The organism is Bartonella sp. AA168HLJHH (genome assembly GCF_042197365.1).
Taxonomy (GTDB): domain Bacteria; phylum Pseudomonadota; class Alphaproteobacteria; order Rhizobiales; family Rhizobiaceae; genus Bartonella.
In genome coordinates this window covers 80,857-105,812 of the sequence record NZ_JBHIRS010000002.1, presented here as the reverse complement: position 1 = coordinate 105,812, position 24,956 = coordinate 80,857, and the positions used below count along the sequence as shown (strand labels likewise).

21 protein-coding genes and 2 pseudogenes are annotated in these 24,956 nt (G+C 38.0%); 12 read left to right on the top strand and 11 right to left on the bottom strand.

All coding sequences use genetic code 11. The features are described from left to right. Nucleotides 1-12: 12 nt before the first annotated feature. Nucleotides 13-1,341 (top strand): dihydroorotase, encoded by a 1,329-nt coding sequence (locus ACFINM_RS02355; RefSeq protein WP_375640148.1) that lies wholly within the window; start codon nucleotides 13-15, stop codon nucleotides 1,339-1,341. 417 nt (nucleotides 1,342-1,758) lie between these two features. On the opposite strand, the gene ACFINM_RS02350 is transcribed toward ACFINM_RS02355, so the two are convergent. Further along, nucleotides 1,759-2,127, bottom strand: coding sequence for a TIGR02301 family protein (locus ACFINM_RS02350; RefSeq protein WP_375640144.1), 369 nt, complete (start codon nucleotides 2,125-2,127; stop codon nucleotides 1,759-1,761). Between the two features lie 501 nt (nucleotides 2,128-2,628). Between ACFINM_RS02350 and cysS the strand changes: the two genes are divergently transcribed. The 5 genes from cysS (at nucleotide 2,629) to pssA (ending at nucleotide 8,521) form a co-directional block, all read left to right on the top strand. Beyond that, nucleotides 2,629-4,137, top strand: a complete 1,509-nt coding sequence (cysS, locus tag ACFINM_RS02345) for a cysteine--tRNA ligase (protein ID WP_375612941.1) — start codon at nucleotides 2,629-2,631, stop codon at nucleotides 4,135-4,137. Between the two features lie 49 nt (nucleotides 4,138-4,186). After that, the gene (locus tag ACFINM_RS02340) at nucleotides 4,187-4,858 is read left to right on the top strand and encodes a DUF421 domain-containing protein (protein ID WP_375620811.1); all 672 of its coding nucleotides are present in this window, start codon (nucleotides 4,187-4,189) and stop codon (nucleotides 4,856-4,858) included. A 115-nt stretch (nucleotides 4,859-4,973) separates the two neighbouring features. Further along, nucleotides 4,974-6,857, top strand: coding sequence for an ABCB family ABC transporter ATP-binding protein/permease (locus tag ACFINM_RS02335; protein ID WP_375620728.1), 1,884 nt, complete (start codon nucleotides 4,974-4,976; stop codon nucleotides 6,855-6,857). 117 nt (nucleotides 6,858-6,974) lie between these two features. Further along, nucleotides 6,975-7,673: a phosphatidylserine decarboxylase gene (locus tag ACFINM_RS02330; protein WP_375611224.1), complete on the top strand. Its 699-nt coding sequence runs from the start codon at nucleotides 6,975-6,977 to the stop codon at nucleotides 7,671-7,673. A gap of 8 nt (nucleotides 7,674-7,681) precedes the next feature. Continuing rightward, on the top strand, nucleotides 7,682-8,521 hold the full coding sequence (pssA, locus tag ACFINM_RS02325) for a CDP-diacylglycerol--serine O-phosphatidyltransferase (RefSeq protein ID WP_375640138.1): 840 nt from the start codon (nucleotides 7,682-7,684) through the stop codon (nucleotides 8,519-8,521). Nucleotides 8,522-8,591: 70 nt separating this feature from the next. On the opposite strand, the gene ACFINM_RS02320 is transcribed toward pssA, so the two are convergent. The 10 genes and pseudogenes from ACFINM_RS02320 to rpsF all read right to left on the bottom strand — a co-directional run bounded on the left by ACFINM_RS02320 (nucleotide 8,592) and on the right by rpsF (nucleotide 19,061). Next, nucleotides 8,592-9,341, bottom strand: coding sequence for an SDR family NAD(P)-dependent oxidoreductase (locus ACFINM_RS02320; RefSeq protein WP_375640134.1), 750 nt, complete (start codon nucleotides 9,339-9,341; stop codon nucleotides 8,592-8,594). Between the two features lie 2 nt (nucleotides 9,342-9,343). Beyond that, nucleotides 9,344-10,837: an amidophosphoribosyltransferase gene (purF, locus tag ACFINM_RS02315; protein ID WP_375610159.1), complete on the bottom strand. Its 1,494-nt coding sequence runs from the start codon at nucleotides 10,835-10,837 to the stop codon at nucleotides 9,344-9,346. Between the two features lie 115 nt (nucleotides 10,838-10,952). Then, complete coding sequence (locus tag ACFINM_RS02310; RefSeq protein WP_375620729.1) at nucleotides 10,953-11,495, bottom strand: CvpA family protein; 543 nt, start codon at nucleotides 11,493-11,495, stop codon at nucleotides 10,953-10,955. Nucleotides 11,496-11,637: 142 nt separating this feature from the next. Beyond that, nucleotides 11,638-13,014, bottom strand: coding sequence for a DNA repair protein RadA (radA, locus tag ACFINM_RS02305; protein ID WP_375611228.1), 1,377 nt, complete (start codon nucleotides 13,012-13,014; stop codon nucleotides 11,638-11,640). Nucleotides 13,015-13,020: 6 nt separating this feature from the next. Further along, nucleotides 13,021-13,965 (bottom strand): annotated as a pseudogene (locus ACFINM_RS02300) (DnaB-like helicase C-terminal domain-containing protein); the annotation flags it as partial. 603 nt (nucleotides 13,966-14,568) lie between these two features. Further along, complete coding sequence (locus ACFINM_RS02295; protein WP_375610161.1) at nucleotides 14,569-16,059, bottom strand: replicative DNA helicase; 1,491 nt, start codon at nucleotides 16,057-16,059, stop codon at nucleotides 14,569-14,571. 594 nt (nucleotides 16,060-16,653) lie between these two features. Next, on the bottom strand, nucleotides 16,654-17,250 hold the full coding sequence (rplI, locus tag ACFINM_RS02290; RefSeq protein WP_273791080.1) for a 50S ribosomal protein L9: 597 nt from the start codon (nucleotides 17,248-17,250) through the stop codon (nucleotides 16,654-16,656). A 25-nt stretch (nucleotides 17,251-17,275) separates the two neighbouring features. Continuing rightward, nucleotides 17,276-18,256, bottom strand: a complete 981-nt coding sequence (locus ACFINM_RS02285) for a hypothetical protein (protein ID WP_375640129.1) — start codon at nucleotides 18,254-18,256, stop codon at nucleotides 17,276-17,278. 149 nt (nucleotides 18,257-18,405) lie between these two features. Further along, the gene (rpsR, locus tag ACFINM_RS02280) at nucleotides 18,406-18,654 is read right to left on the bottom strand and encodes a 30S ribosomal protein S18 (RefSeq protein ID WP_375620813.1); all 249 of its coding nucleotides are present in this window, start codon (nucleotides 18,652-18,654) and stop codon (nucleotides 18,406-18,408) included. Next, nucleotides 18,654-19,061: a 30S ribosomal protein S6 gene (rpsF, locus tag ACFINM_RS02275; protein ID WP_375612935.1), complete on the bottom strand. Its 408-nt coding sequence runs from the start codon at nucleotides 19,059-19,061 to the stop codon at nucleotides 18,654-18,656. The genes rpsR and rpsF overlap by 1 nt, the downstream gene beginning before the upstream one ends. A 335-nt stretch (nucleotides 19,062-19,396) precedes the next feature. Here rpsF and ACFINM_RS02270 point away from each other — a divergent pair, with 335 nt between their 5' ends. From ACFINM_RS02270 to mltG, 6 genes and pseudogenes are all read left to right on the top strand, one after another. Continuing rightward, complete coding sequence (locus ACFINM_RS02270; RefSeq protein WP_375620732.1) at nucleotides 19,397-19,984, top strand: undecaprenyl-diphosphatase; 588 nt, start codon at nucleotides 19,397-19,399, stop codon at nucleotides 19,982-19,984. Nucleotides 19,985-20,061: 77 nt separating this feature from the next. Then, entirely contained in the window at nucleotides 20,062-21,006 is a 945-nt protein-coding gene (gene fabD, locus ACFINM_RS02265) for an ACP S-malonyltransferase (protein WP_375620733.1), read from the top strand. A gap of 18 nt (nucleotides 21,007-21,024) precedes the next feature. After that, nucleotides 21,025-21,762, top strand: coding sequence for a 3-oxoacyl-[acyl-carrier-protein] reductase (gene fabG / locus ACFINM_RS02260; protein WP_375620734.1), 738 nt, complete (start codon nucleotides 21,025-21,027; stop codon nucleotides 21,760-21,762). Between the two features lie 261 nt (nucleotides 21,763-22,023). Then, a complete protein-coding gene (locus ACFINM_RS02255; protein ID WP_004860281.1) occupies nucleotides 22,024-22,260 on the top strand; it encodes an acyl carrier protein in 237 nt (78 codons plus the stop codon). A gap of 101 nt (nucleotides 22,261-22,361) precedes the next feature. Continuing rightward, the gene (gene fabF / locus ACFINM_RS02250) at nucleotides 22,362-23,624 is read left to right on the top strand and encodes a beta-ketoacyl-ACP synthase II (RefSeq protein WP_375620735.1); all 1,263 of its coding nucleotides are present in this window, start codon (nucleotides 22,362-22,364) and stop codon (nucleotides 23,622-23,624) included. Between the two features lie 96 nt (nucleotides 23,625-23,720). Beyond that, nucleotides 23,721-24,829: pseudogene (gene mltG / locus ACFINM_RS02245) on the top strand (endolytic transglycosylase MltG). Nucleotides 24,830-24,956: the final 127 nt, after the last annotated feature.

Genomic DNA, 24,956 nt, shown 5'->3' with positions numbered 1-24,956 from the left:
AGGAGCGTGGTTATGTTTAAAACATTTGATACAATTTTTAAAGGTGCAACACTTGTGAATCATGATGGAAGAAGCAAGCGTGATATTGGTATTACAAATGGTCGTATTGCTGAAATAGGCGACCTTACATGTGCATCGGCTAGTGAGGTGATTGATTGTACGGGGCTTCATATTTTACCAGGAATTATTGATAGCCAAGTGCATTTTCGTGAGCCAGGAAATGAATATAAGGAGGATTTGGAAAGTGGCTCGTATTCTGCTGTGTTAGGGGGTGTTACGGCAGTTTTTGAAATGCCTAATACCAATCCATTGACAACATCAGAAGAAACATTAAGCGATAAGGTTCAACGCGCATTTCATCGAATGCATTGTGATTTTGCATTTTGGGTTGGAGGAACGCGTGAAAATGCTCATGAACTATCTGAATTAGAAAGACTTCCTGGTGCGGCTGGAATTAAAGTCTTTATGGGGTCCTCTACCGGTGATCTTTTGGTCGATGATGATGAAAGTGTACGCCTTATTTTGAAGAATACACGCCGTCGTGCGGCTTTTCATTCTGAAGATGAGGCGAGGCTCAAAGAGCGTAAAATATTGCGTATTGAAGGGGATGCATCGTCACATCCGATTTGGCGTGATGAAGTTGCGGCATTAAAATGTACGCAGCGTTTGGTAAAAATTGCTCATGAGACGAAGGCTCGGATTCATGTGTTACATCTTTCGACAGAAGAAGAAATTGATTTTCTAAAAAAACATAAGGATGTTGCAACAATTGAAGTGACACAACATCATTTGACGCTCACGGCTGATGATTATAAGAAGTTTGGTACATTAATTCAGATGAATCCGCCTATTCGTGAGCCGCGCCACCGTGACGCTCTTTGGTACGGTGTTCAACAAGGAATTATTGATGTCTTAGGTTCAGATCATGCGCCTCATACTCTTGAAGAAAAACTTCAACCTTATCCCTCTTCACCTTCAGGTATGACAGGCGTGCAAACAACAGCAGCAATTATGTTGACACATGTGAATGCAGGAAAAATATCTCTTGAACGTTTTGTTGATCTCACTTCACATGGCCCTAGTCGTATTTTTGGTATAAGTTGTAAAGGGCGCATTGCTGTTGGGTTTGATGCTGATTTAACCATTGTTGATCTTAAGCGAGAAGAAATTATTACGAATAGCTTAATTGGTTCGCGTACCGGTTGGACACCTTATGATGGTCAAAAAGTTAAAGGTTGGCCTGTTGGGACTATTATCCGTGGTATGCGCGTTATGTGGGAAGGTGAAATTGTCACACCTTCACAAGGAGAGCCTGTTAAATTTATGGAAACTTTGGTGTAAACAGATTAAAATTATAAGTATGCCGTAAAATACCATCCTTTAGAGTGGTGATATAGGGTATGTCAGCCTCTTTGATACATAAGTGTTTTTTTAATGAGTGGTGAATATTCTTAGGCTTGTTTGTAGAAACTATGCAGCAAATTACATGTGTTAGAAGCCAAGAGAAACCTTGTTCAACAAGAACCTAGATTATTTACAGAGCAAATTTAGTTAAAAATCTTTGTCCTTTGAGGTGTGGGGAGGAAGCCAAAGAACAGTTTTGTATGGGGAAAAAGGCGCATATGAATAAAAGCGTATCGAGACATTATTCTTTAAACGTCTCTCTATTTTCAGAGCTGGTTTATTGCTCCCCGCATTTGTGAAAGGAGTATCATTGATACCGCTAAAATTGAGAGAGATACTTTTTGTATAGATTAATTATTTATAATGCATGAGGAGGTTTTCAGATAAAATTCTTCCTTCCTCAATGTATCTTTGATTGGCTTCAATGGCTGCTTGTGTACAATGATGATAATTTTCTGAGAAAGCACGATACGCTTCATTAAACGCTTCATAAAAATAAGCACGTCTTTGTGGAATGGGGTGTTCTGCTTCAATCAGTGCATTCATATAGTCATACCATTGGTTTGTTGGAGGCTCGCAAAGATTTTGGAGAGAATGCAATGATCCCAAAATTTCTGCTAGTCGGAGTAATTTTTTTTCATAAGGTGGAGATTGTTGTGCAAAGGCTGGCATTGAAATGACAAGAAATATTAAAATAATGATGTTCATCAATCTATACCGCATTATTTTTATTGCTTTCTTTGAATAAAACTCTGTAAAGATAAAATAATTTTGTCATGAGAACGGTGTAAAAAAATAAAGTTAATTGCTACATCATTCTCAATTATTGATTATAAAATATAGGGCGTAAGAGGCAGTAAGGAAACCATTGTGGAATATTGAAAATACTGACGAAGCTTTGTGTGGTTAAAAATTTAAGATTTTCTGCCTGCAAGCTATCTATTTTTCACATAGATTTATATTGTATTGCCTATAGATTTTTTTCTAAGCTCATTTTTTTTAAAGAGAGAAAGCATCTCTAATGATAGAACGCTTTTGTCCAATCAAATAAAATAGATTGTTTTTATGATAAACGATGAATACAGCCGTAAATACAATGGGAAAATGGTAAGAAGAATTTACTATAAAAGATACAAGTTTTTAGCTTAAACCGCGTAATACAATGATTTGAGATAAGATACATCTAAAAGGATCGGTGCATAATATCGTCCATGGAGTCAATAAATGAAAGAGTTGCGATTTTATAATACGCTAACACGTAAAAAAGAAAAATTTACACCAATAGATGCGACAAGAGTACGTCTTTATGTTTGTGGACCGACAATTTATGATTATGCGCATATAGGAAATGCACGTCCTGTTATTGTTTTTGATATTTTATTTCGCTTATTGCGTCATGTTTATGGCAATGAGCATGTTCTATATGCACGTAATATCACAGATGTCGATGATAAAATTAATGCACGAGCAGCTAGCGAATATCCAAACGTATCATTGAATGAGGCTATTCGTCACTTAACAGAACGTACATATTCTCAGTTTCAACAAGATACCATAGCACTTGGTTGTCTGTTGCCAACCAGTCAGCCACGCGCCACTGAGCATTTAGAGGAGATGCGCTCTTTAATTGAGAGGTTGCTTGAAAAGGGGCACGCTTATGAAGCCGAAAATCATATATTATTTTCTGTAAGTAGCATAAAAAATCCTCCCCATTATGGGGCATTTGCAAATCGTTCTTTAGATGAAATGAGGGCGGGGGCGCGTATCGATGTTGCTGCTTATAAAAGGGAAGAGATGGATTTTGTTTTGTGGAAGCCTTCTGTGGAAGGAGAACCAGGTTGGAAATCACCGGGCGGAATTCCTGTTTTAGGTCGTCCAGGTTGGCATATTGAATGTTCTGCAATGTCAATGGCAAAGTTATTAGCGCCCTATGGCGGTGGTTTAACCTGTGATGATCCGACCGCCAATGTTTTTGATATCCATGGTGGTGGAATTGATTTAATTTTTCCTCATCATGAAAATGAGATTGCACAAAGTTGTTCAGCTTTTGGGACGGAGCGAATGGCTAATTTTTGGATGCATAATGGTTTTTTACAAGTTGAAGGCAAAAAGATGTCGAAAAGCTTTGGCAATTTCATAACTATTCGTTCTGTTTTAGAGAATAATTTGGGGGAGTTTAATGGTATTTTAACCGATGAAATGAAGCAAAATTGGGCTGGTTTGTCTGCGCGTTTTTCGATGTTGCAAACGCATTATCGTGAACCATTAAATTGGACAGCACAGCGTTTAATACAATCGAGCAGCGAACTGTATCGTTGGTATGAATGGCTTCGCAGCAAAAAGAGTGAGATGAAAAACAATGAAGCAATTGATGATACTTTGATAGATGCACTTAGTGATGATCTTAATACTCCAAAAGCACTGACTCTTTTGCGAAAATTTTATAAAGAAGGAAATGCTTTGGCTCTTCTGAATGGGATGAATTTATTAGGACTGTTAAGACAAGAATGGATTAAAGAAATAGATTGCCCATTATTTATGAGAAAAACTTTCCTTGATACAAAATTTATTGATCAGCGCATTGCCGAAAGACTAAGACTTATCCATAATAAAGAGTGGGAAGCTGCGGATACAATTCGTGATGAGCTTGCAGCCGAGGGGGTTCTTTTAAAAGACAGTAAGGATCCGCAGAGTGGTGAGCGCATAACTGTGTGGGAAATAAAGCGACACTAAAGCGCACTAATGTCTCTATTCCAGCAGCTCCATAAAAAAGGAGAATATGATGGAATTTTTATATCATTATGGATATATCGCGCTTAAACTAGCTGTAGGTCTTGTTGCCTTCTTATTTATTTTAAGAACGACGGGGCGGGGTAGTCTTAGTCAGATGACACCAGTTGATTTGGTCAGTAATTTTGTCATGGGAGGTATTATTGGAGGCGTTATTTATAATCAGAATATTAGTAGCCTTCAATTATTGCTTGTTTTATTCATCTGGCAAACCTTGATTACATCTTTTAATTTTTTTGCACGCTATTCAGTTTTTTTTCGTCGTCTTATTGCAGGGCGGAATGTCACATTAGTTTTAGATGGAGTTTTCCAAATGGATAAGATTAAGAACTTAGGGATCAATATTAATGATCTCATTACGATGTTACGTCTTAAAGGGTGTCACTTACATGAAGCTGCTTTTGTTCGTTTGGAAACCAATGGTGATTGCACTGTCATTAAAAAGGAAGAGGGAAAGAAATCGACGATTTTAATAGAAAATGGTGAAGTTATTGATGATGGACTTAAAGAGATTGGTAAAACAAAAAAATGGCTTCAGGCAGAATTGAAAAAAAAACATGTAAAAGTTGAAAATTTATTTGCAGCAGAGTGGTATGAAAATACAGATCAAAATAATAAATTGTATAGTGGATTATTTCTTGTTCCTTTTTCAAAAACAGTCTAACTTCAAAAAACGGGTAGGTATAGCTTATTGGAAGCCGTAATGAAGAGATAAATCTATAAATAACCACAGAGGGTATTTTGCCTGTTTGTGCGGATGATAGAGAAGTAAGGACTTTATGAAACGCAATGAAATGACAAAAACTGTATCATCAGATACAGGGAAGACTCTGCACACACTTTACAATTTATGGCCCTATATGTGGCCGGTAGGGCGGCGTGATCTAAAAATGCGTGTGCTATGGGCAATATTTTATCTTGTTTTGGCTAAGCTCGTTCTCATATCTGTACCGTATTTATTTAAATATTCTACGAATGTGCTTGATTCAAGCTTTCAGCTACCTGAATGGTTCCCATCCAGTTGGATTATTCCCATCATGCTTGTTTTGGCATACAATGTCGCGCGTATTATGCAGGCTGGATTAAATCAATTACGCGATTCCCTGTTTGCCACTGTTGGTCAATACGCTGTTCGTCAATTAGCTTATAAAACCTTTGTACATATGCATGAGTTATCCTTGCGATTTCATTTGGAACGCCGAACAGGTGGGCTTTCTCGTGTGATTGAGCGTGGAACAAAAGGAATCGAAGCGATCGTAAGATTTTCAATTCTTAGTACAGTACCAACAGTTTTAGAATTTATATTAACGGCACTGGTATTTTATATAAGTTATGGGTGGCATTATCTTCTCATTGTTGTTGTAACGGTTGGATTATATATTTTGTTTACCATTAAGGCGAGTGATTGGCGTATTCGTATTCGGCAAAAAATGAATACAGCGGATACTGAGGCGAATACTCGCGCTGTTGATTCTCTTTTGAATTTTGAAACGGTCAAATATTTCGGTAATGAAACTCTAGAAGCCGATCGATTTGATGCTTCTATGGTAGGTTATGAAAAAGCCGCAACAAAGATTTGGACATCTTTAAGCTGGCTTAATTTTGGTCAGACTCTTATCTTTGGTATTGGAATGACGATCATGATGCTGATGTCAGCTTATGAAGTTTTTTATAAGACACAAACTTTAGGAGATTTTGTTTTTATTAATGCGCTTTTAATGCAACTTTCCATTCCACTAAATTTTATTGGTTCAATGTATCGTGATATTCGACAAGGTTTAACGGATATTGAAGCAATGTTTGATCTTTTAGATGTTCAGAAAGAGATCGTTGATAAATCGGATGCTAAACCGTTAGAGATAAGCGATGGGACCATTTGTTTTCATCAGGTAAAGTTTTCCTATGATTCGAGACGTCAGATTCTCAGAGATATTGATTTTGAAGTTCCTGGAGGAAAAACAGTCGCTATTGTCGGTCCATCGGGTGCCGGTAAATCTACTATTTCTCGGTTGCTTTTTCGGTTTTATGATGTTGATGCAGGATCTATCACAATTGATGGGCAGGATATTCGTGACGTAACACAAAAGAGTTTGCGTGAAGCGATTGGCATGGTCCCACAAGATACGGTGTTATTTAATGATACAATTGCCTATAATATTTGCTATGGGCGTCCAAGTGCTACAGATGAAGAGATGCGCAAAGCTGCTGAAATGGCACAAATATCAAAATTTATTGAAATTTTACCGGAAGGTTTTCAGTCTATGGTAGGAGAGCGAGGTCTCAAATTATCAGGTGGTGAAAAACAACGCGTGGCTATTGCACGGACACTTTTAAAAGCTCCTCCACTTCTTATTCTAGATGAAGCAACGGCGGCTCTTGATACGGCGACCGAACAGGAAATTCAACAAGCATTGGATATTGTAAGCCGTGGACGTACAACATTGATTATTGCGCACCGTCTTTCTACTGTTATCAATGCGGATGAAATTTTAGTTCTTAAAAGTGGTCGTATTATTGAAAATGGGACGCATACAGAGCTTTTACGCAAGAAAGGTCTTTATGCTTCAATGTGGAATAAGCAGCTTGAAGCATCGCAAGCGGAAGAAAAATTACGTAAAATGCGTGAAGAAGATGAGACGAGTGTTGTTAATCGTAAAAAATAAATAGAGCAAAATGTAATCTATATCTTTATATGGAGTGATTGATTAAATACATAAAAAGACACAAGAGGAACAAAAAGCTTTGTTGCTTGTTTAAGTTTACGATGAATAGGAAATTATATGAGTATTCTGCAATCTTTCCATAATAGCTTTGTACCGGTTCATAAAGAAGGTTATCCTTTTATTGTAGCGTTTTTTGTTATTTCGCTCATTCTTGGTTGGATATGGAGTCCGTTGTTTTGGTTTGGTCTCGTTCTCACGGTGTGGTGTGTATACTTTTTCCGTGATCCAGATCGTGTGATCCCTTTGAATTCAAATTGGGTTATGTCGCCTGCAGATGGGCGTATTTCATTTGTGGAATCATGTGTTCCACCTGAAGAATTAGGATTAGGGAAAGATGAAATGATTCGTATTTCCATTTTTATGGATGTTTTTTCATGCCATATTAATCGTATTCCTATCAGTGGTACAGTAGAGTCTATCGTTTATCATCCAGGTCGATTTACCAATGCTGACTTTGATAAAGCTAGTCAGTTTAATGAGCGTAATGGGGTGGTAATTGATAGCAAACATGGTAAAATTGGTGTCGTACAAATAGCGGGAATGGTTGCACGCCGGATTGTTTGCTGGTCAAAAGAAAACGATGCCGTTATGACTGGTGAGCGATTTGGATTGATTCGTTTTGGTTCTCGCCTTGATGTTTATATACCAACTGAAATGAAATTGCGTGTTGCAGTTGGACAGACAGCAATTGCTGGAGAAACAGTTTTGGGTTCTTTTGATGATAAGAGTGCCACAACGGGCTTCAGATACGATTAGGACTCACAATGAAAAATTTTTCGCCATTTTCTTCATTCAACCCTGAGGGGCAGCATGATGATGTTGCAAATCGGCGGCGTTCACCTACATTAATGCGGTATGTTATTCCTAATATTATTACTATTTTAGCAATTTGTGCAGGGATGAGCAGCATTCGTTTGGCTTTTGAACATCGCTATGAAGCTGCTATTTTAATGGTGCTTTTGGCTGCAGTTTTAGATGGTGCTGATGGTCGTATTGCCCGTTTAATAGATGGTAGTTCATCTTTTGGGGCACAGATGGATTCTCTTGCTGATGTTATAAATTTTGGTGTTACCCCTGCACTCATTGTTTATTCATTTATCTTGAATCAAGCGAATCATATTGGGTGGGTTGCTGCCCTTGTTTATTGTGTTGCTTGTTGTTTGCGATTAGCACGTTTTAATGTGATGTTAGATAACCCCAATATACCTAAGTGGCAGAGAAGTTATTTTGTTGGTGTTCCAGCACCAGCAGGAGCATTATTACTTTTATTGCCTACCTATTTAGGCACTCTTGGTTTGGTCCCCAATTGGGGGTGGGCATTATTTTTTAGTCTTTATACTGTAATTATTGCTTTTCTTTTGATTAGTCGTTTACCGGTATGGAATGCAAAAACAATTGATCAAAATTTAAGGCGCGATATCGTTATACCGTGCATGTTGGTCATTGTTATTTATGTCGGTTTTCTTGCGACTTACACATGGGAAACTTTATTGATTACAGCTGTTAGCTATATGATTTTTCTCCCTTGTAGTTTTATCGCTTATAATAAACGTGCTACTTTAGAAGAGAAAAAGGCTGATGCTAAAGCTATCCAAGAATTATAAAGCGCTTCATTCTTCTGTCGAAAAGCACAGGAAAAAGAGAGAGTCAAACGATTTACTTCTCATATGATGATCAATCAGGTACATGATAATCTACAAACCGATTTTTATGGACATTAAAAAGTTTTCCAGTTTCCTTTAAATCAGGTGATAACAAATGGACTATCTTTTTTGCAACCTCTTGTGGTGAAGGAAGAGTTTGTGGATCTTCACTGGGCATAGCTTCAGCGCGCATGGCAGTGCGTGTGGCACCAGGGTTGACACAATTAATCTTAATAGGGGTTTGTTTGAGTTCTTCTGCCCAACAGCGGGCAATCACCTCTAAAGCCGCTTTAGAGGCTGCATAAGCTCCCCAGAAAGGGCGCGCAGCATGCGCAACGCTTGAGGATAACAGGATGGCTCGTCCAGCATCAGATTCACGTAATAAAGGCTCAACGGCTTTCATTAAGCGCCATTGGCTGAAAAGATTTATTTGAAAAACATCTTCAAATACCGTGTTTTCTATATGCGCTATTGGTGAGAGTGTTCCAAGAATTCCTGCGTTTGCAACGATAATATCAAGTTTTTTCCAGCGTTTGGCAATTGAGATAGCAAGGGTATCGATGTTTTCCATATGATGCAAGTCAAGGGGAACAAGGGTTGCATGAGCTCCTTTTTCTCGGATTTGATTATCTAATTCAGTAAGTCCACTGACTGTTCGTGCAAGAGCAATAATATGAGCACCGCGTGCAGCAAGCTCGAGTGCCAAATAATAGCCAATCCCTCTTGATGCGCCAGTAACAAGTGCAACACGCCCATGGAGACTAAAGTCACGTTTTGTCATCATTAATCTCTTGTTTTAAGAACAGATGATTGATGAATTTTGGAGAGATTTTCTTGATCAACCAGATGCGTAGGATAATATCCAGTAAAATAATGGTCAGTAAATTGTGGATCGGCGTTATTCCGTTTTTCCCCTGCTACAGCAAGATATAATCCATCCGTTGAAAGAAATTCTAATGAATCCGCTCCAATAAAATCACACATAGATTTTAAATCTGGATATTGATTTGCTAAAAGGTTTTCAGCTTTAGGTGTATCAATACCATAAAAGTCAGGATAAAAAATCATAGGGCTAGAAATGCGCATATGAACTTCTTTTGCTCCTGCATCGCGAAGCATTCGTACAATTTTAAGGGATGTTGTTCCACGCACAATGGAGTCATCAACCAGAATAACACGTTTTCCTTCAATCACAGGACGGTTTGCCGAATGTTTTAACTTGACGCCAAAAGCGCGAATTTGTTGTGTTGGTTCGATAAAAGTGCGGCCAACATAGTGATTACGAATAATACCAAGCTCGAAGGGAATTCCAATTTCTTGTGCATAGCCAATTGCGGCAGGCGTTCCTCCATCAGGAACAGGAACCACAACATCACCCTCACAAGGGGCTTCCTGTGCTAAACGGATTCCCATATTTTTGCGTGTTGTATAAACACTACGTCCTCCAACGATTGAGTCTGGGCGGGCAAAATAAACATATTCAAACAAGCAAAGTTTTTCTGGTTTTGTATTTTCTGGTTTTATAATTTTTTTTGTAATTTCCCCATTTTTTTGTATTTCACATATGATGATTTCTCCATTTTTAACATCACGGACATATTTTGCTCCAATAATATCAAGAGCACAAGTTTCAGAACAAAAGATAGGCTTACCATCAAGTTCCCCCATCACGAGAGGTCTAATTCCTGTTGGATCGCGTGCCGCAATAAGTTTTGTACGTGTGAGCGCTAACATAGCATACCCACCTTCTACTTGCCGAATCGCATCAACAAAACGATCAGAGGACGACTCATAACGTGAGCGGGCAATAAGATGGAGAAAAACTTCTGAATCCGACGTTGATTGACAGATAGCACCAGAAGCGATGAGTTCACGGCGTAATGTGAGACCATTGGTAAGATTACCATTATGCGCAATAGCAATACCTCCAACTTTCAATTCAGCAAAAAGGGGTTGAACATTGCGTAATGCCACTTCTCCAGTTGTTGAATAACGGGTATGTCCAATAGCACGATTTCCTGGTAAGCGCGCAAGTGTTGCAGGGTTTGTATAGTGATCTCCAACAAGACCTAAATGCTTTTCTTGATGAAATATTTTATTATGGTAAGAAACAATCCCAGCTGCTTCTTGCCCACGATGCTGAAGTGCGTGGAGTCCAAGAGCTGTTAATGTTGCGGCATCTTCATGCCCAAGAATACCAAAAACTCCACATTCTTCATGAAGGGTATCATCATCTAATGAAAATTCTTGACAGAAAACATCGCTTTTTATCATCATATTCTTTCAGTTGTGATATGGAGGAATCATTAATATCACATTTTACATCATTTAGTTCTCTTTCCTCATGAAAAACTATTCTCTATTTTTTGAAAATTATCTTTTCATGAGAGTGTTACTCATACGTATGTTTATTGCTGTCTTTAAACAAATTTTCCGTCTTTTCGAGAACAGATCCAATATCTTTGGGGAGTATTTCCCAAACTTTTTGTCCCAATGAATCTAAAATAGGCCTTGTTTTTGCATTTTTTAACCAATTCGCTTGAAGCTCGGGTTTAATCAGTGCATTAAGCAGCAACATACCGATGACCATGATAAGTAAACCACGAAGTGCTCCAAAAATAAAACCAATAGCACGGTCAAGGATACCAATTCGACTATCAATAATAAAATCAGAGATCTTCATTGTAATAATTGAAGTAATAATGAGAACAATAATAAAAATTGTGACCAATGTTGTGATCAATGCAATCATTTTATTAGAGAGATATTGTTCAAAGAAAGGTAAGACAGGTTTGAATAAAAACAGTGTCGTAACAGCTGCAACTGTCCAAGAAATCAACGATAACACTTCACGTGAAAATCCTCGAAGCATAGCAAGAAAAGCGGACAACAGGATGATTACTACGACAATTCCATCAAGGATTGTTATGATCATTTGTTTGTTCCTTATACATAAAGTTGTGTTCTTTTAAGTCTGTGTGCAAATATATTTTTTGTTATGCCATTTTTTGTTCTTATAGCAAGGATCTTTTGTATTTTATAGAGATTTTTCTATATTATCATATCTGTGGTGCAGATCATTTTTTACTTACGGTAAGAGTAGCAACGAGTTCGGGAAGGTCGGAGAAAGTTTTTTGTTGAAAGTTGAGCGACTTCATCATTTCGGTTGTTGTTGTGGGGTGAAAGGCTCCTTGAAAGCCGAGTTTTTTTGCTTCATTGATGCGCTGTGCTGAATGTGCAACAGCGCGGGTAGCTCCTGAAAGACTGACTTCACCAAAATATACATAATCCGTTGGCAATGCGATATTGGCAAGAGAAGATACCAAAGCAGCGGCTACAGCTAAATCAGCAGCGGGTTCTGATATGCGATATCCACCTGCTACGTTCAGATAGACATCATGCTGTCCAAAACGAATACCACAATGGGCTTCTAAAACGGCAAGAATCATAGAAAGGCGATTTCCATCCCATCCGACAACCGCACGTCTTGGTGTCCCAAGGGAAGAAGGAGCAACAAGCGCTTGAATTTCTACGAGTATCGGGCGTGTCCCTTCCATTCCTGCAAAAACAGCAGCGCCTGGTGCTTTTTCATTACGTTCCCCTAAAAATAATTCAGATGGATTTATCACTTCGCGTAATCCTTTATCAGACATTTCAAAGACACCAATCTCATCTGTTGGTCCGAAGCGATTTTTTACAGTTCTAAGAATGCGATAATGATGTCCTCCTTCACCCTCAAAATAGAGAACGCCATCAACCATATGTTCAACGACTCGAGGACCAGCAATTTGTCCATCTTTTGTAACATGCCCAACAAGAACAACGGCGGTTCCTGTTTTCTTGGCAAAGCGGATCATTGCCTGAGCACCGATACGTACTTGTGTGACAGTGCCAGGTGCTGAATCTGCTGTATCTGACCATAGGGTTTGAATCGAATCGATAATCACCATATCAAGGTTTTTATGTTCGCTTAAGGTTGCCAGAATATCTTCAACATTGGTTTCAGCAGCAAGTTTCACTTCTGTATTGTTAGCTTCAAGCCTTTGTGCGCGCAGACAAATTTGCGCAATAGCCTCTTCACCTGAAACATAGATGACATTATATCCTTTACGTGATAAAGCAGCGGCTGTTTGTGTCAGCAATGTTGATTTACCAATACCCGGATCACCTCCAACAAGGAGTGCCGATCCACGGACAAAGCCCCCACCGGTAACACGATCAAGTTCAGCAATACCAGAATGAATACGTGGAGCATCTTCAATATTTCCAGAAAGAGATGTGAGTGTGACAATGCGTCCTTTACGAGCATTCTGCTTAGGACCACTTCCTATGCCGCTATTTATAGTTTCTTCGATAAGGGAATTCCATTCCCCACAAGCGCTACATTTTCCTGCCCAACGGGAATGGATGGTTCCGCAATTTTGACAGATAAATTGAATACGATTACGCGCCATGTCGATTTAACCAATTTGCTCTGGAAGGTAATTGCTATCGGCCAGATCACTAAAGCGTGTGAAATCAGATTGAAAGGCAAGGGGCACGATTCCTGTCGGCCCATGGCGCTGTTTTGCAATAATAACGTCAGCTTTTCCAAAAGCTTTGTCCATTGTCTCTATCCATTTCATATGTTCAAGGCTACCGAACTTTGGTTCTTCATTTTTGAGGTAATATTCTTCACGATAGACAAATAAAACGATGTCGGCATCTTGCTCAATAGAACCAAATCCACCTAAATCTGAAAGTTTTGGGCGTTTATCTGTTCTGTTTTCAACTTGATGTGAAAGTTGTGAAAGAGCAATAATAGGGATATTTAATTCTTTCGCTAAGGCTTTTAATTCTGCAGTGATTTCTTGAATACGATATTCAGATGTGTATTTTAAATCACTTGTCATGAGTTGGATATAATCAATAATTAAGACATCCAAACCATGTTTTTGCTTGAGACGCCGAGCACGGGCAGCCAGTTGTGAAACTGATACTCCTCCAGTTTGATCAATATAAAGGGGTGCCTTTTGGAGCTGATTTACCGTACGAATAATTTTTGAAAATTGTTCATCTGAAATATGACCACGTCGAATATCAGAAGAAGAGACTTCCGTTTGTTCAGAAATAATACGTGTTGCAAGCTGCTCTGAGGACATTTCAAGTGAGAAGAATCCCACAATGCCGCCTTCATTTTCTTGGATATTACCATTATAATTATAAGCATTGGCAATATTAAAGGCAATATTGGTAGCAAGTGAAGTTTTCCCCATACCAGGGCGTCCCGCAAGGATAATTAAGTCGGATGGTTGTAATCCTCCCATTTTTTCATCAAGTGTTTGAATATGAGTCGCTATCCCTGATATTTGCGAAGAGCGCTTTTTTGCAGCACTTGCTATATCAACAACTCTTTTGATAGCTTCATCAAGACTGTCAAATCTACTATCGCAGTCTTCTTTTTTTTCTAGCATAATTATACACTTTCCTTTTGTTAGATATCAGTTTTTATGCAATTTTATATCAAGAATATTTTGCATGTTGTAGAATTTTCTCTGTGCTGTAGTATTTAAAACACTGCTTGTTTTTTATATTGCGGTAATTAGGGTAATTTTTCAGATAGATTAGAAAATATTTTTGTTAAAAGGTTAGAGGTTGTCCTATAAAGAGGAAAGTTTCTGATATTCTACATAATAGTCAGCCTTGCACAACAGCAGCAATTATTTTTGAATTTAAAAACAAGAAAATGAGTGTCTTGTGAGAAGGAGTTTTTTAAAAGAAGGAACAATATAGAAAGATTTAGATTAGCTATGGATTTTAATATATGTACCCCACTTACAACATTAAGAGATGTGTTATCATTTCATGCAAGAAGAATGTTATTAAATAGCAAATAACGGCGGCTAGAATCATTGAAAAATGATTCTTTGTAAGAAATTTCATTCTTGATAAGAACTATATTTTTTAATGAGAAGAATGGTTTCACAATTTTGACAGATAAATTGAATATGATTACGCGTCATGTTGATTTAACCAATTTGCTCTGGAAGATAATTACTATCGGCCAGATCACTAAAGCGTGTGAAATCAGATTGAAAGGCAAGGGGCACGATTCCTGTCGGCCCATGGCGCTGTTTTGCAATAATAACGTCAGCTTTTCCAAAAGCTTTATCCATTATTTCTTGCCATTTCGTATGTTCCAAGCTACCTAGTTTTGGTTCTTCATTTTTGAGATAATATTCTTCGCGATAGACAAACAGAACGATATCGGCATCTTGCTCAATTGAACCAGATTCACGTAAATCTGAGAGCTGTGGACGTTTATCTGTTCTATTTTCTACTTGACGTGAAAGTTGAGAGAGAGCGATAATAGGAATATTCAATTCTTTTGCTAATGCTTTTAATCCTGTGGTAATTTCTGTGATCTCTTGAACACGATTTTCTGATGAGCGCTTTGAACTGCTTGTCATGAGTTGGATATAGTCAATAAACAAGATATCTAAACCATGTTGCCGCTTGAGACGCCGCGCACGAGCAGCTAATTGCGTAATTGATATTCCCCCAGTTTGATCAATATAAAGTGGTGCCTTTTGTAGTTGGTTCACCGCACGAATAATTTTTGAAAATTGTTCATCTGAAATATTGCCACGCCGAATATCAGAAGAAGAGACTTCTGTTTGTTCAGAAATAATACGGGTTGCAAGCTGTTCGGATGACATCTCAAGTGAGAAGAATCCCACAATGCCGCCTTCATTTTCTTGGATATTGGCATTACGATTATAAGCATTAGCAATATTAAAGGCAATATTGGTAGCCAGTGAGGTTTTACCCATACCAGGGCGGCCCGCAAGGATAATTAAGTCAGATGCTTGTAATCCTCCCATTTTTTCATCAAGTGTTTTAATATGGGTGGCTATCCCTGATAATTGTGAAGAGCGCTTTTTCGCAGCACTTGCCATATCGATAGCTTTTTTAATAGCCTCATTAAAATTTTCAAATCCACCTCCATATTTCCCTTTTTCTGCTAGCTCAAATAACTGATTTTCAACAGTTTCAATTTGTTGGGTAGGCGTGAGTTCTACAGGAGCATCAAAGGCTGTATTGACGACTTGAGTTCCAAGGTTAATCAAAGACCGGCGGATAAAAAGATCGTAAATGACGCGTCCATAATCTTCAGCGTTAATAATAGTGACTGCCTCTGTGGCTAAGCGAACAACATATTGGTATACAGTAATATCTCCAATTTTTTCTTCCATTTGGATATAGGGCTTGATTGTAACTGGATCTACACGTTTTCCTATTTTAATAAGGTGAGATAAAACATGATAAATTTTTTGATGCAAAGGTTCAAAAAAATGTTCTGGTTTTAAAAAATCTGAAACGCGGTCAAGAGAATCATTGTTGATAAAGATGGCACCAAGCAATGCCTGTTCAGCTTCAATATTATGCGGAAGTTGCCGAAAAGAAGGAGAATCCTCTTTCTTTGAAGAGCTGACATTAACAACGTTAGTTTCTTCCATAATATTTTTCCACTAAAATTCTAAGTCTAGCTACTTTAGGCGATAAATTGAAAATCGTATAATTAAAAGAATAGAGCTACAAATCTTCATTTTAAGTTAAAATTATATAATTTTTTAAAACTCTCTTTTCGTTCCTCATTTATCATTTGTGTATTATTTATATAACATCTATCTATTTTATTTTATAATATGTGATTTTAAAGTGGAAGTTTTGCTACTCTAAATTTAAGTATTTTTAAGTTACTTAACCTTAAAATTCCAATATCTGTGTAAGTAAAATTATTTTTTTATAACTAAAATTATTTCAGATCATGTGAGGATATAATCAACTTAACGCTCATACAAACTTTAGCCTTAAGGGTAGGACTTTAAATTATTTTTGCTTTATATGCTGGAAGACAAAAGACATTTCCTCTTAGTGATATTATCATTCTCGGCATATAATGCCTTTAAATAATATATTTCTAATTCTTTCATAAAAATTAGGTTCTTTATGTACGATAGCCATAAAATACTCACTTTTAAAGTGTGAGTATTTTATGAGCGATATTTAAAATGGAATAAAAAATATAAAACAGAAAGCAAAAATAGCAATTAAGCTTCTTGATGAGAACTGTTTATATCGTTGTCATTAATTTCTTCTGCCAATAATTCCTCCTGACTTTCTTCTAATAATTCTTCTTGAATATTATATATTTCTTTAGCCGAAGTGAGGGTTTCACCTTCTGCTTGGCGTTGTGCTTCACTGGTAGAACGCGCAACATTAATAATCACAGAAATTTGAACCTCTGGATGTAAGCTAAGAGTGATAGTGTGAAGACCGATCATTTTTATTGGATGATTAAGTTCGATTTGATTTCTTCCAATAGAAAAGCCTTCATCTGTTATGATTTCAGCAATATCACGTGTTGACACAGAACCATAAAGTTGTCCCGTTTCACCAGCAGAACGAACAACAATGAATGATTGTCCATCAAGTTTTTCAGCAATTTTTTGCGCTTCGCTTTTGCGTTCAAGATTACGTGCTTCAAGTTGTGCACGTTGTACCTCAAAATGTTTTTTATTAGCTTCATTTGCGCGTAAAGCTTTACCTTGAGGCAAGAGAAAATTACGCGCATAACCATCTTTAACTGAGACAATATCACCCATCTGACCAAGACGAGGAATGCGCTCAAGTAAAATAATATCCATAGTTTTTCCTTTCGAACAAATAAATTTAGTGGAGTTTTTTGCGTGATTGAAAATTGTATTGAATAGCAGCCCAAATTCCCATCAAAAGCATCATGAAAACAATAGGTGGAGTAAAAACGACTGTAAAAATAGCAATATAAACAAGAGAAAGTATAATAATCCGACCGTTTACCCCTTTTGTAATATTGTGAAGATATGCTAGACCGCTAATTAATATGATGACAGTGTATGCAGTACTAAAGGCAAGGGTACTCAAGTTAAGAGAAGCGCTCAACTCAATCATCGATGCTATGCAAACAATAATAAAAATAATAATTCCAGAAATTGGAAGGCGGAGAGTTTGGCTCCAATCATCACGGGGTCTTTTCAGCCATTTCATATGTTGTGCTGCTATCATGGAAAAGTAAAGGTTACCAATGAGAAAAACCAAACTATAAATAGTCAAAGAAAAAGCAGTAAAAGTTGCTGTATGCGTCATTAAAAGCTCATTAAAAGCGCGTATATCGGCTTCTTTTATTGACTGTGTTTGTTGCAGAGTTTGTGCTATGTTTTCGGTGATTTTTTTTGCAACGATGGGTGTGGAAGGACGTGTTTGAACATAGAGCCCAATGAAAGTTGCTATAAGAGCGATAAAATTAGTTAAATGAAAAATAACCGATGATAATGGATACCATATCAGTTCGTTTTCTTTTTGCGCTGGTCGTGCAAGCCCAAGAAGCCAAGAAGCATAGACAGCAGGAAGGAAAAATAAGAACATAAAGCCAAGAGCAATATAGGTATTAGTGGTTATGATAAGAACAACAGTGGCACTTATGAGGGCGATGAGACTGGCTAATGTTCCTTGACCGAACGCAACAATAAAAATTGGCAATGAAAGAAAGCAGCCAAGAAGAAGAGAAAAAAAGGGCGCGATATTTGCAACACTGATGATTGCCAGTCCTATCACAACAGCAAATAATCCTGCCAAAATACCGGTTAATATCTCATAAGTACGATTTTTTTTCATTTATTGCTGTCCTGCTTTCTGCAGTTAGAGGCGTGTCAATACCCCAACTTTGACATTTAATAGCTTAACATAGGATACAACAAGCTATTTTTTAACCATATAAGAAAAGCAACTGGAGAAACTCTCCAGTTGCATAGCGTATTGATTGCTTACTTTATAACGTACGGAAGTAAGCCTAAAAAGCGAGCACGTTTGATAGCATTAGCTAATTCACGCTGTTTTTTCTGACTAACAGCAGTAATCCGTGAAGGAACAATTTTCCCACGTTCGGAAATATAACGTTGTAACAACTTGATGTCTTTATAATCAATTTTGGGAGCATTGGTCGCTGAAAAAGGACATGTTTTACGACGACGATGAAAGGGGCGACGTGCAGAGTTTTGATTAGTATCAGTCATCATTCTACCCCTTCTATAGTATTTTCACGTTGACGACGTGGAAAACGAGGACGCTCTTCATCATGTCCAATGTGACTATTGCGATCAAGGTGTGAGAGCATAGCAGATTTTTCTTTTTCGTGTTTTTCTACGCGAATGGTCATATAACGCAAAATATCCTCATTGATGCGCATCTGACGCTCCACTTCAGCAATTGCTGAAGCTGGTGCATCAATATTGACTAAGACATAATAAGCTTTACGGTTTTTACGAATACGGTAAGCAAGAGGACGAAGTCCCCAATTTTCTATACGCCCAACTTTTCCACCATGCGCTTCAATGACACCTTTGTAGAGACTCAAAAGTTCATCAACTTGCTGCGGTGCAATGTCTTGTCGGGCAAGGAACATATGTTCATAAAGAGCCATTGTTTTGCCTTTCTTCAATTAAATTTCACCGGTTTTAGCGCAAAGCCTCTGCGACTTGTCTTTTTTGGAAATCCAAAGAAGAAAGGACGCGTTTACAATTCGAGACATCTCAGAGCGGAGATACGGGAGGCCGGAAACATTGTATTTCCTACTGATATTTTACAGCCCTCCGTTCAACCTCCAGCTAAAGTGCCGGCAACGAATATTTCATATCTACAGGTTATCTTTTAAAATAGCAAGTTTATGCACATAAAAAAATTGATTTGTTAAATCTTGATATATTTCCTTCTTCTACAAAAAGATAATACTGTAATATAAAGGCAAAGGAGGGAAAAATGGACTTTTTAAACCAGATTGATGTTACACTCTTTGAAATGTTTGTCGGCAATCATCAAGCTTGGTCGATTGTAGTTTTGTTTAGTATTTTTTGTGCAAAGTTTTTAATTTATATTATTCCTCTCCATCTTTGTGCGTTGTGGTTTTGTGGTGGGGAGAGGGAGCGGTGTGTTGTGCTAAGCATTTGCATGAGTATTTGTGCATCTCTTTTCATAGGTTATCTCATTTCTCTTTTTTATTTTCATCCTCGCCCATTCGTGGTAGGGCTGACGACACCACTTATTCAACATCGTGCAACAGCTTCTTTTCCTAGTAATCATGCCTTGACCATTGCATCTTATGCAGCTAACTTTTATTTTTACCGATACAAAGTTACTTTTAAATTTGCCGTAGTGTTTTTATGCTTAATCTGTTGGGCGCGCATCTTTGTGGGTGTACATTATCCCTTTGATATTTTAGCAGGTGCACTTTTAGGAAGTCTCATAAGTTTCGGTGTTATTCAGTTTATAGCACCCTATTTCCCTAAGTTTTTATATCAAATTCCGCCTTTAAAATATAATTTTAAGTGTGGTATTCGTTTTAAATAAAGGGCTTTATCTTGATTTGTGCGGATGAATAAGGTCAAAAGAAAATAATTTAATTGTACAGTTTTAGGAGTTGATAAATGGGTGCAGCTTTTATTTTTCCAGGGCAGGGGAGTCAACTTGTTGGTATGGGGAAAGCGCTTGCAGAGCAATTTATTGTCGCACGGATGGTTTTCGAGGAAGTTGATGATGCTTTGGGTGAGAAATTATCAAAGATCATTTTTGAAGGACCTGCAGATGTTTTAACGTTAACAGCAAATGCACAACCGGCATTAATGGCTGTATCTATGGCTGTCATTCGTGTGATGAAACAATTAGGGCTTCGTATAGAAGAAAAGGTAAGGTTTGTTGCTGGTCATTCTTTAGGCGAATATTCGGCTCTTTGTGCTGCTGGTACATTTACTCTCACAGATACGGCAAGACTTTTGCGTATTCGTGGCAATGCTATGCAGGCTGCTGTCGCGGTTGGTGAAGGTTCTATGGCTGCATTAATTGGTTTAGAAGAGCACATTGTGGAAGAAATTTGTGAAACTGTTTCTGGAGAAGGACTATGTCAGATTGCTAATGATAATGGTGGTGGGCAAATTGTTATTTCCGGTAAAGCAAAAGCAGTTGAGGCAGCGGTAGAGATTGCATCAAAAAAAGGTGCAAAACGTGCACTTCTTCTTCCTGTTTCTGCACCTTTTCATTCATCTTTAATGCAACCTGCTGCTGATGCCATGAAGAAAGCACTTTTGACTGTTAACAAAATGTCCCCTATTGTTCCTTTGATTGCCAATGTTTCTGTTGCACCTGAGAGCAATCCAGAGCGTATTACTACTCTTCTTGTCCAACAAGTGACTGGGAGGGTGCGATGGCGTGAAACAATAGAATGGATCGCTGCTAATGGAGTTGATACGCTTTTTGAAGTTGGTTCTGGAAAAGTATTAACAGGTTTAACGCGTCGTATTAACAAAGATATAAAGGGGGTAACCATTGGAACAGTTGATGAAATAGAATCAGCGCTAGGTATGCTCGGCGTTTAATCTATAAGGAGTTAAAAAATGTTTAGATTAACAGGACGTAAAGCTCTTGTAACGGGGGCTTCGGGAGGAATTGGTGAGGCAATTGCACGCTGCTTTCATGCACAAGGAGCCATTGTTGGACTTCATGGAACACGCGAAGAAAAGCTTAGAGAAGTGGCGGCAGAATTAGGGCAGAATGTTTTTGTATTTCCCGCTAATCTTTCTGAACGCCAATCGATTAAACAATTGGCTGAAGTTGCAGAAAGAGAAATGGATGGCGTCGATATTTTGGTTAACAATGCGGGAATCACTAGGGATGGTCTTTTTGTGCGTATGCAAGATAAAGACTGGGATGATGTTTTAGAAGTTAACCTAACAGCTGCTTCTCTTTTGACGCGTGAATTAATACATTCTATGATGCGCCGCCGTTATGGAAGGATTATTAACATTACATCTGTTGTTGGTGTTGTGGGAAACCCTGGACAAACGAATTATTGTGCTGCAAAAGCAGGCTTGATAGGTTTTTCTAAAGCATTGGCACAAGAAATTGCTTCGCGAAACATCACGGTCAATTGTATTGCTCCAGGATTTATTAAATCCGCAATGACAGACAAGCTTAATGAAAAGCAAAAAGAAGCCATTATGGCTGCGATTCCGGTGAAGCGTATGGGAAGTGGGCAAGAAATAGCCGCTGCTGCTGTTTATTTAGCAAGCGATGAAGCAGCCTATATGACAGGTCAAACACTCCATATCAATGGTGGAATGGCAATGATTTGAGTATTTATTTTATTCCACATTGATTTATGAGTTGTATTATTTTAGATAGTAACGATTGAAATGGATAGATGCATCTATTTCTTTAATATGGTCGTTGATCAATTGATGTCGGAATGTCAGATTGGTTCATTTTGTAGGGGATATCCACAGGATGTTTTAAATCATTACTAAAATCTTTTAAAGTAATGCATCTATTGCTTGATTAGATGAACCGATATAGTTAACCAAATTATAGGAAAATATAAATTCGAGGATTTCAACATGAGTGATACAGTAGAGCGCGTTAAGAAAATTATCGTGGAACATCTTGGGGTTAATGCTGATAAAGTTGTAGAAAATGCAAGCTTTATCGATGATCTAGGGGCTGATAGCCTTGATACGGTTGAACTCGTTATGGCTTTTGAAGAAGAGTTTGGGGTAGAAATTCCAGATGAAGCTGCTGAAACGATTTTCACAGTTGGCGATGCAGTCAAGTTCATTGATAAAGCTTCTGCGTGATTACTAAAGGGCAAAGGCATGAATTGCTTTTGCCTATATTCTTCGGAGCTCTTTTGAAAAGAGAGCTTTGAGAGGTGAAGTTTAGTTCAAGGTTAGAAGTTATGAGACGTGTTGTTGTTACTGGTTTAGGATTGGTATCTCCATTAGCTGGTAATATTGAATATAGTTGGAAGCGACTTCTTGAAGGAAGAAGTGGTGTCCGACGTATCACAGAGTTTGATGTGTCAGATTTGCCATGCCAGATTGCTGCGCGTATCCCCTTAGGGGATGGAACAGAGGGGACTTATAATGCTGATTTGTATATGGAACCTAAAGAGCAACGTAAAGTTGATGCATTTATTGTTTATGCAATGGCTGCTGCTAACCAAGCGCTTGCAGATGCCGAATGGTTTCCTAAGAGTGATGAAGATCAGATTTGTACAGGCGTGTTAATTGGTTCGGGAATTGGGGGAGTTGAGGGTATTGTTGAAGCTGGTTATACGCTTCGTGATAAGGGCCCACGTCGTGTTTCTCCTTTTTTTATTCCAGGTCGTTTGATTAATCTTGCTTCTGGTTATGTGTCTATTCAATATGGTTTACGGGGGCCTAATCATTCTGTTGTAACGGCTTGTTCAACAGGGGCGCATGCAATTGGTGATGCGGCACGTTTGATTATGTTTGGTGATGCAGATGTCATGGTGGCAGGGGGGACTGAATCTCCGATAAATCGGATATCTCTTGCAGGTTTTGCAGCTTGTAGAGCTCTTTCTACTTGTCGCAATGATGATCCTGAACGGGCGTCACGTCCTTATGATATTGATCGTGATGGTTTTGTGATGGGGGAAGGAGCAGCTGTTGTTGTTTTAGAAGAGCTGGAACATGCCAAAAAACGAGGAGCGCGTATTTATGCTGAGGTTATTGGCTATGGTTTATCTGGTGACGCTTACCACATTACAGCGCCTTCAGAAAGTGGTGAAGGGGCTCAGCGTAGTATGATAGCTGCTCTTAAGCGTGCACAAGTGAATGTGAGTGAACTTGATTATATTAATGCTCATGGTACATCTACGATGGCTGATTCCATAGAGCTAGCAGCTGTTGAGCGTGTTTTAGGGAGTTATGCACCACACGTTTCTATGTCATCAACGAAATCATCTATCGGGCATTTACTTGGTGCTGCCGGTGCTGCTGAGGCTATTTTTTCTATTTTAGCTATACGGGATAATATAGCCCCAGCGACACTTAATCTTGACAATCCATCGATTGAAACAAAAATCGATCTTGTACCACACAAACCGCGTGAACGAAAGATTGATACGATTCTTTCTAATTCTTTTGGATTTGGTGGGACAAATGCATCGTTGGTGATGCGACGTTTTAGGGGATAATAAGTATTTTTATTTAATTTTTGCTTTTGAGTTTTCTACTTTATTATAAGGTGAATGAGAAATTATAATATTATCCTTAATCGCTATTGAGGGGTTATGTCCGATGTGAAAAATGGAAATCATTAAAGGACGTAAGTGATTCCTCTTCGAATCATTTAGCAGATAGTTATGACATGTTAATACATAAAAAACGAAAGAAATCATCTATCGTCCGTAATCCGTTGGTCATTCTCGGTCATTTTTTTCTTATGCTGATTGTGATTATTCTTTTTGCCATAAGTATTCCTCTTTATATTGGAAAAAGTATTTTTGAAGAAAAGGGAAAAATTGAGGAAGAACAAATTGTTCTTATCCATCCTGGTACCGGAATTCGTGAAATTGCTTCATTGCTAGAAAAACGTGGTTTCATTCGATCATCAGATATTTTTGTTTATGGGGTTGGTTATCACCAAAAAACAACGCATCTGAAGGCTGGTGAATATTTAATTCCAGCTCATGCTTCGATGCAGGATATTATGGATATTCTTGTGAAAGGAAAATCTATAGAGTATACATTTACAGTACCTGAAGGTTTAACGGTTCAGCAAGTTTTCGATCGATTAGCTGCGAATGAAATTTTGATTGGAGACCTTCCAAAAATTTTGCCTCCAGAAGGTTATTTAATGACGGATACTGTTCGTTTTATTCGGGGAACAACGCGTAAAGAGATTGTAAACAGGTTGCGTGAAGGACAGACAAAATTAATTCATGCTATATGGGCTACGCGTTCACCTGATTTACCCATTAAATCAATTAATGAATTTGTTATATTAGCCTCAATTGTTGAGAAAGAAACGGGAATTGCAGCAGAAAGACCAATGGTTGCTGCGGTATTTTATAACCGCCTTACAAAGCATATGCGTCTTCAATCGGATCCAACAGTAATTTATGGTCTCTTCGGAGGAAAAGGAAAACCATCTGGTCGTGCAATTTATCGTTCAGATCTTGAGAAGGAAACACCATATAATACTTATAAAATTAATGGTTTGCCCCCAACGGCTATTGCAAATCCAGGTCGAGATTCTTTAAAAGCGGTGGCACATCCACCAAGCAGTGATGCACTTTATTTTGTTGCTGATGGTTCAGGAGGGCATGTTTTTTCTCGAACTTTAGAGGAACATAATATGAATGTTCGCAAGTGGCGAGAATTAAAGGCAAAACATTGAATTTATAGTGATAACACATCTTTTTGCATCGTAAATGAGAATCCCAAATATAGTAAAATTTTTCTATTTAAATTTTTTATGAGAATGATAAAAAATCATTTTCTTGTCTGTCACAAGTGGGTTGGCG

Excerpts from the sequence above, each read along its gene's own strand:
- rpsR (WP_375620813.1), bottom strand. The coding sequence starts at position 18,654 with ATGACTGATACTAATCAAAACTCTGCACGTCGCCCCTTTCATCGTCGT.
- ACFINM_RS02340 (WP_375620811.1), top strand. The coding sequence starts at position 4,187 with ATGGAATTTTTATATCATTATGGATATATCGCGCTTAAACTAGCTGTA.
- ACFINM_RS02320 (WP_375640134.1), bottom strand. The coding sequence starts at position 9,341 with ATGACAAAACGTGACTTTAGTCTCCATGGGCGTGTTGCACTTGTTACT.
- fabF (WP_375620735.1), top strand. The coding sequence starts at position 22,362 with ATGAGACGTGTTGTTGTTACTGGTTTAGGATTGGTATCTCCATTAGCT.
- ACFINM_RS02285 (WP_375640129.1), bottom strand. The coding sequence starts at position 18,256 with ATGAAAAAAAATCGTACTTATGAGATATTAACCGGTATTTTGGCAGGA.
- radA (WP_375611228.1), bottom strand. The coding sequence starts at position 13,014 with ATGGCGCGTAATCGTATTCAATTTATCTGTCAAAATTGCGGAACCATC.
- ACFINM_RS02270 (WP_375620732.1), top strand. The coding sequence starts at position 19,397 with ATGGACTTTTTAAACCAGATTGATGTTACACTCTTTGAAATGTTTGTC.
- rpsF (WP_375612935.1), bottom strand. The coding sequence starts at position 19,061 with ATGGCTCTTTATGAACATATGTTCCTTGCCCGACAAGACATTGCACCG.
- ACFINM_RS02330 (WP_375611224.1), top strand. The coding sequence starts at position 6,975 with ATGAGTATTCTGCAATCTTTCCATAATAGCTTTGTACCGGTTCATAAA.
- cysS (WP_375612941.1), top strand. The coding sequence starts at position 2,629 with ATGAAAGAGTTGCGATTTTATAATACGCTAACACGTAAAAAAGAAAAA.
- ACFINM_RS02295 (WP_375610161.1), bottom strand. The coding sequence starts at position 16,059 with ATGGAAGAAACTAACGTTGTTAATGTCAGCTCTTCAAAGAAAGAGGAT.
- fabD (WP_375620733.1), top strand. The coding sequence starts at position 20,062 with ATGGGTGCAGCTTTTATTTTTCCAGGGCAGGGGAGTCAACTTGTTGGT.
- ACFINM_RS02255 (WP_004860281.1), top strand. The coding sequence starts at position 22,024 with ATGAGTGATACAGTAGAGCGCGTTAAGAAAATTATCGTGGAACATCTT.
- rplI (WP_273791080.1), bottom strand. The coding sequence starts at position 17,250 with ATGGATATTATTTTACTTGAGCGCATTCCTCGTCTTGGTCAGATGGGT.
- ACFINM_RS02335 (WP_375620728.1), top strand. The coding sequence starts at position 4,974 with ATGAAACGCAATGAAATGACAAAAACTGTATCATCAGATACAGGGAAG.
- ACFINM_RS02350 (WP_375640144.1), bottom strand. The coding sequence starts at position 2,127 with ATGCGGTATAGATTGATGAACATCATTATTTTAATATTTCTTGTCATT.
- fabG (WP_375620734.1), top strand. The coding sequence starts at position 21,025 with ATGTTTAGATTAACAGGACGTAAAGCTCTTGTAACGGGGGCTTCGGGA.
- ACFINM_RS02310 (WP_375620729.1), bottom strand. The coding sequence starts at position 11,495 with ATGATCATAACAATCCTTGATGGAATTGTCGTAGTAATCATCCTGTTG.
- pssA (WP_375640138.1), top strand. The coding sequence starts at position 7,682 with ATGAAAAATTTTTCGCCATTTTCTTCATTCAACCCTGAGGGGCAGCAT.
- purF (WP_375610159.1), bottom strand. The coding sequence starts at position 10,837 with ATGATGATAAAAAGCGATGTTTTCTGTCAAGAATTTTCATTAGATGAT.
- ACFINM_RS02355 (WP_375640148.1), top strand. The coding sequence starts at position 13 with ATGTTTAAAACATTTGATACAATTTTTAAAGGTGCAACACTTGTGAAT.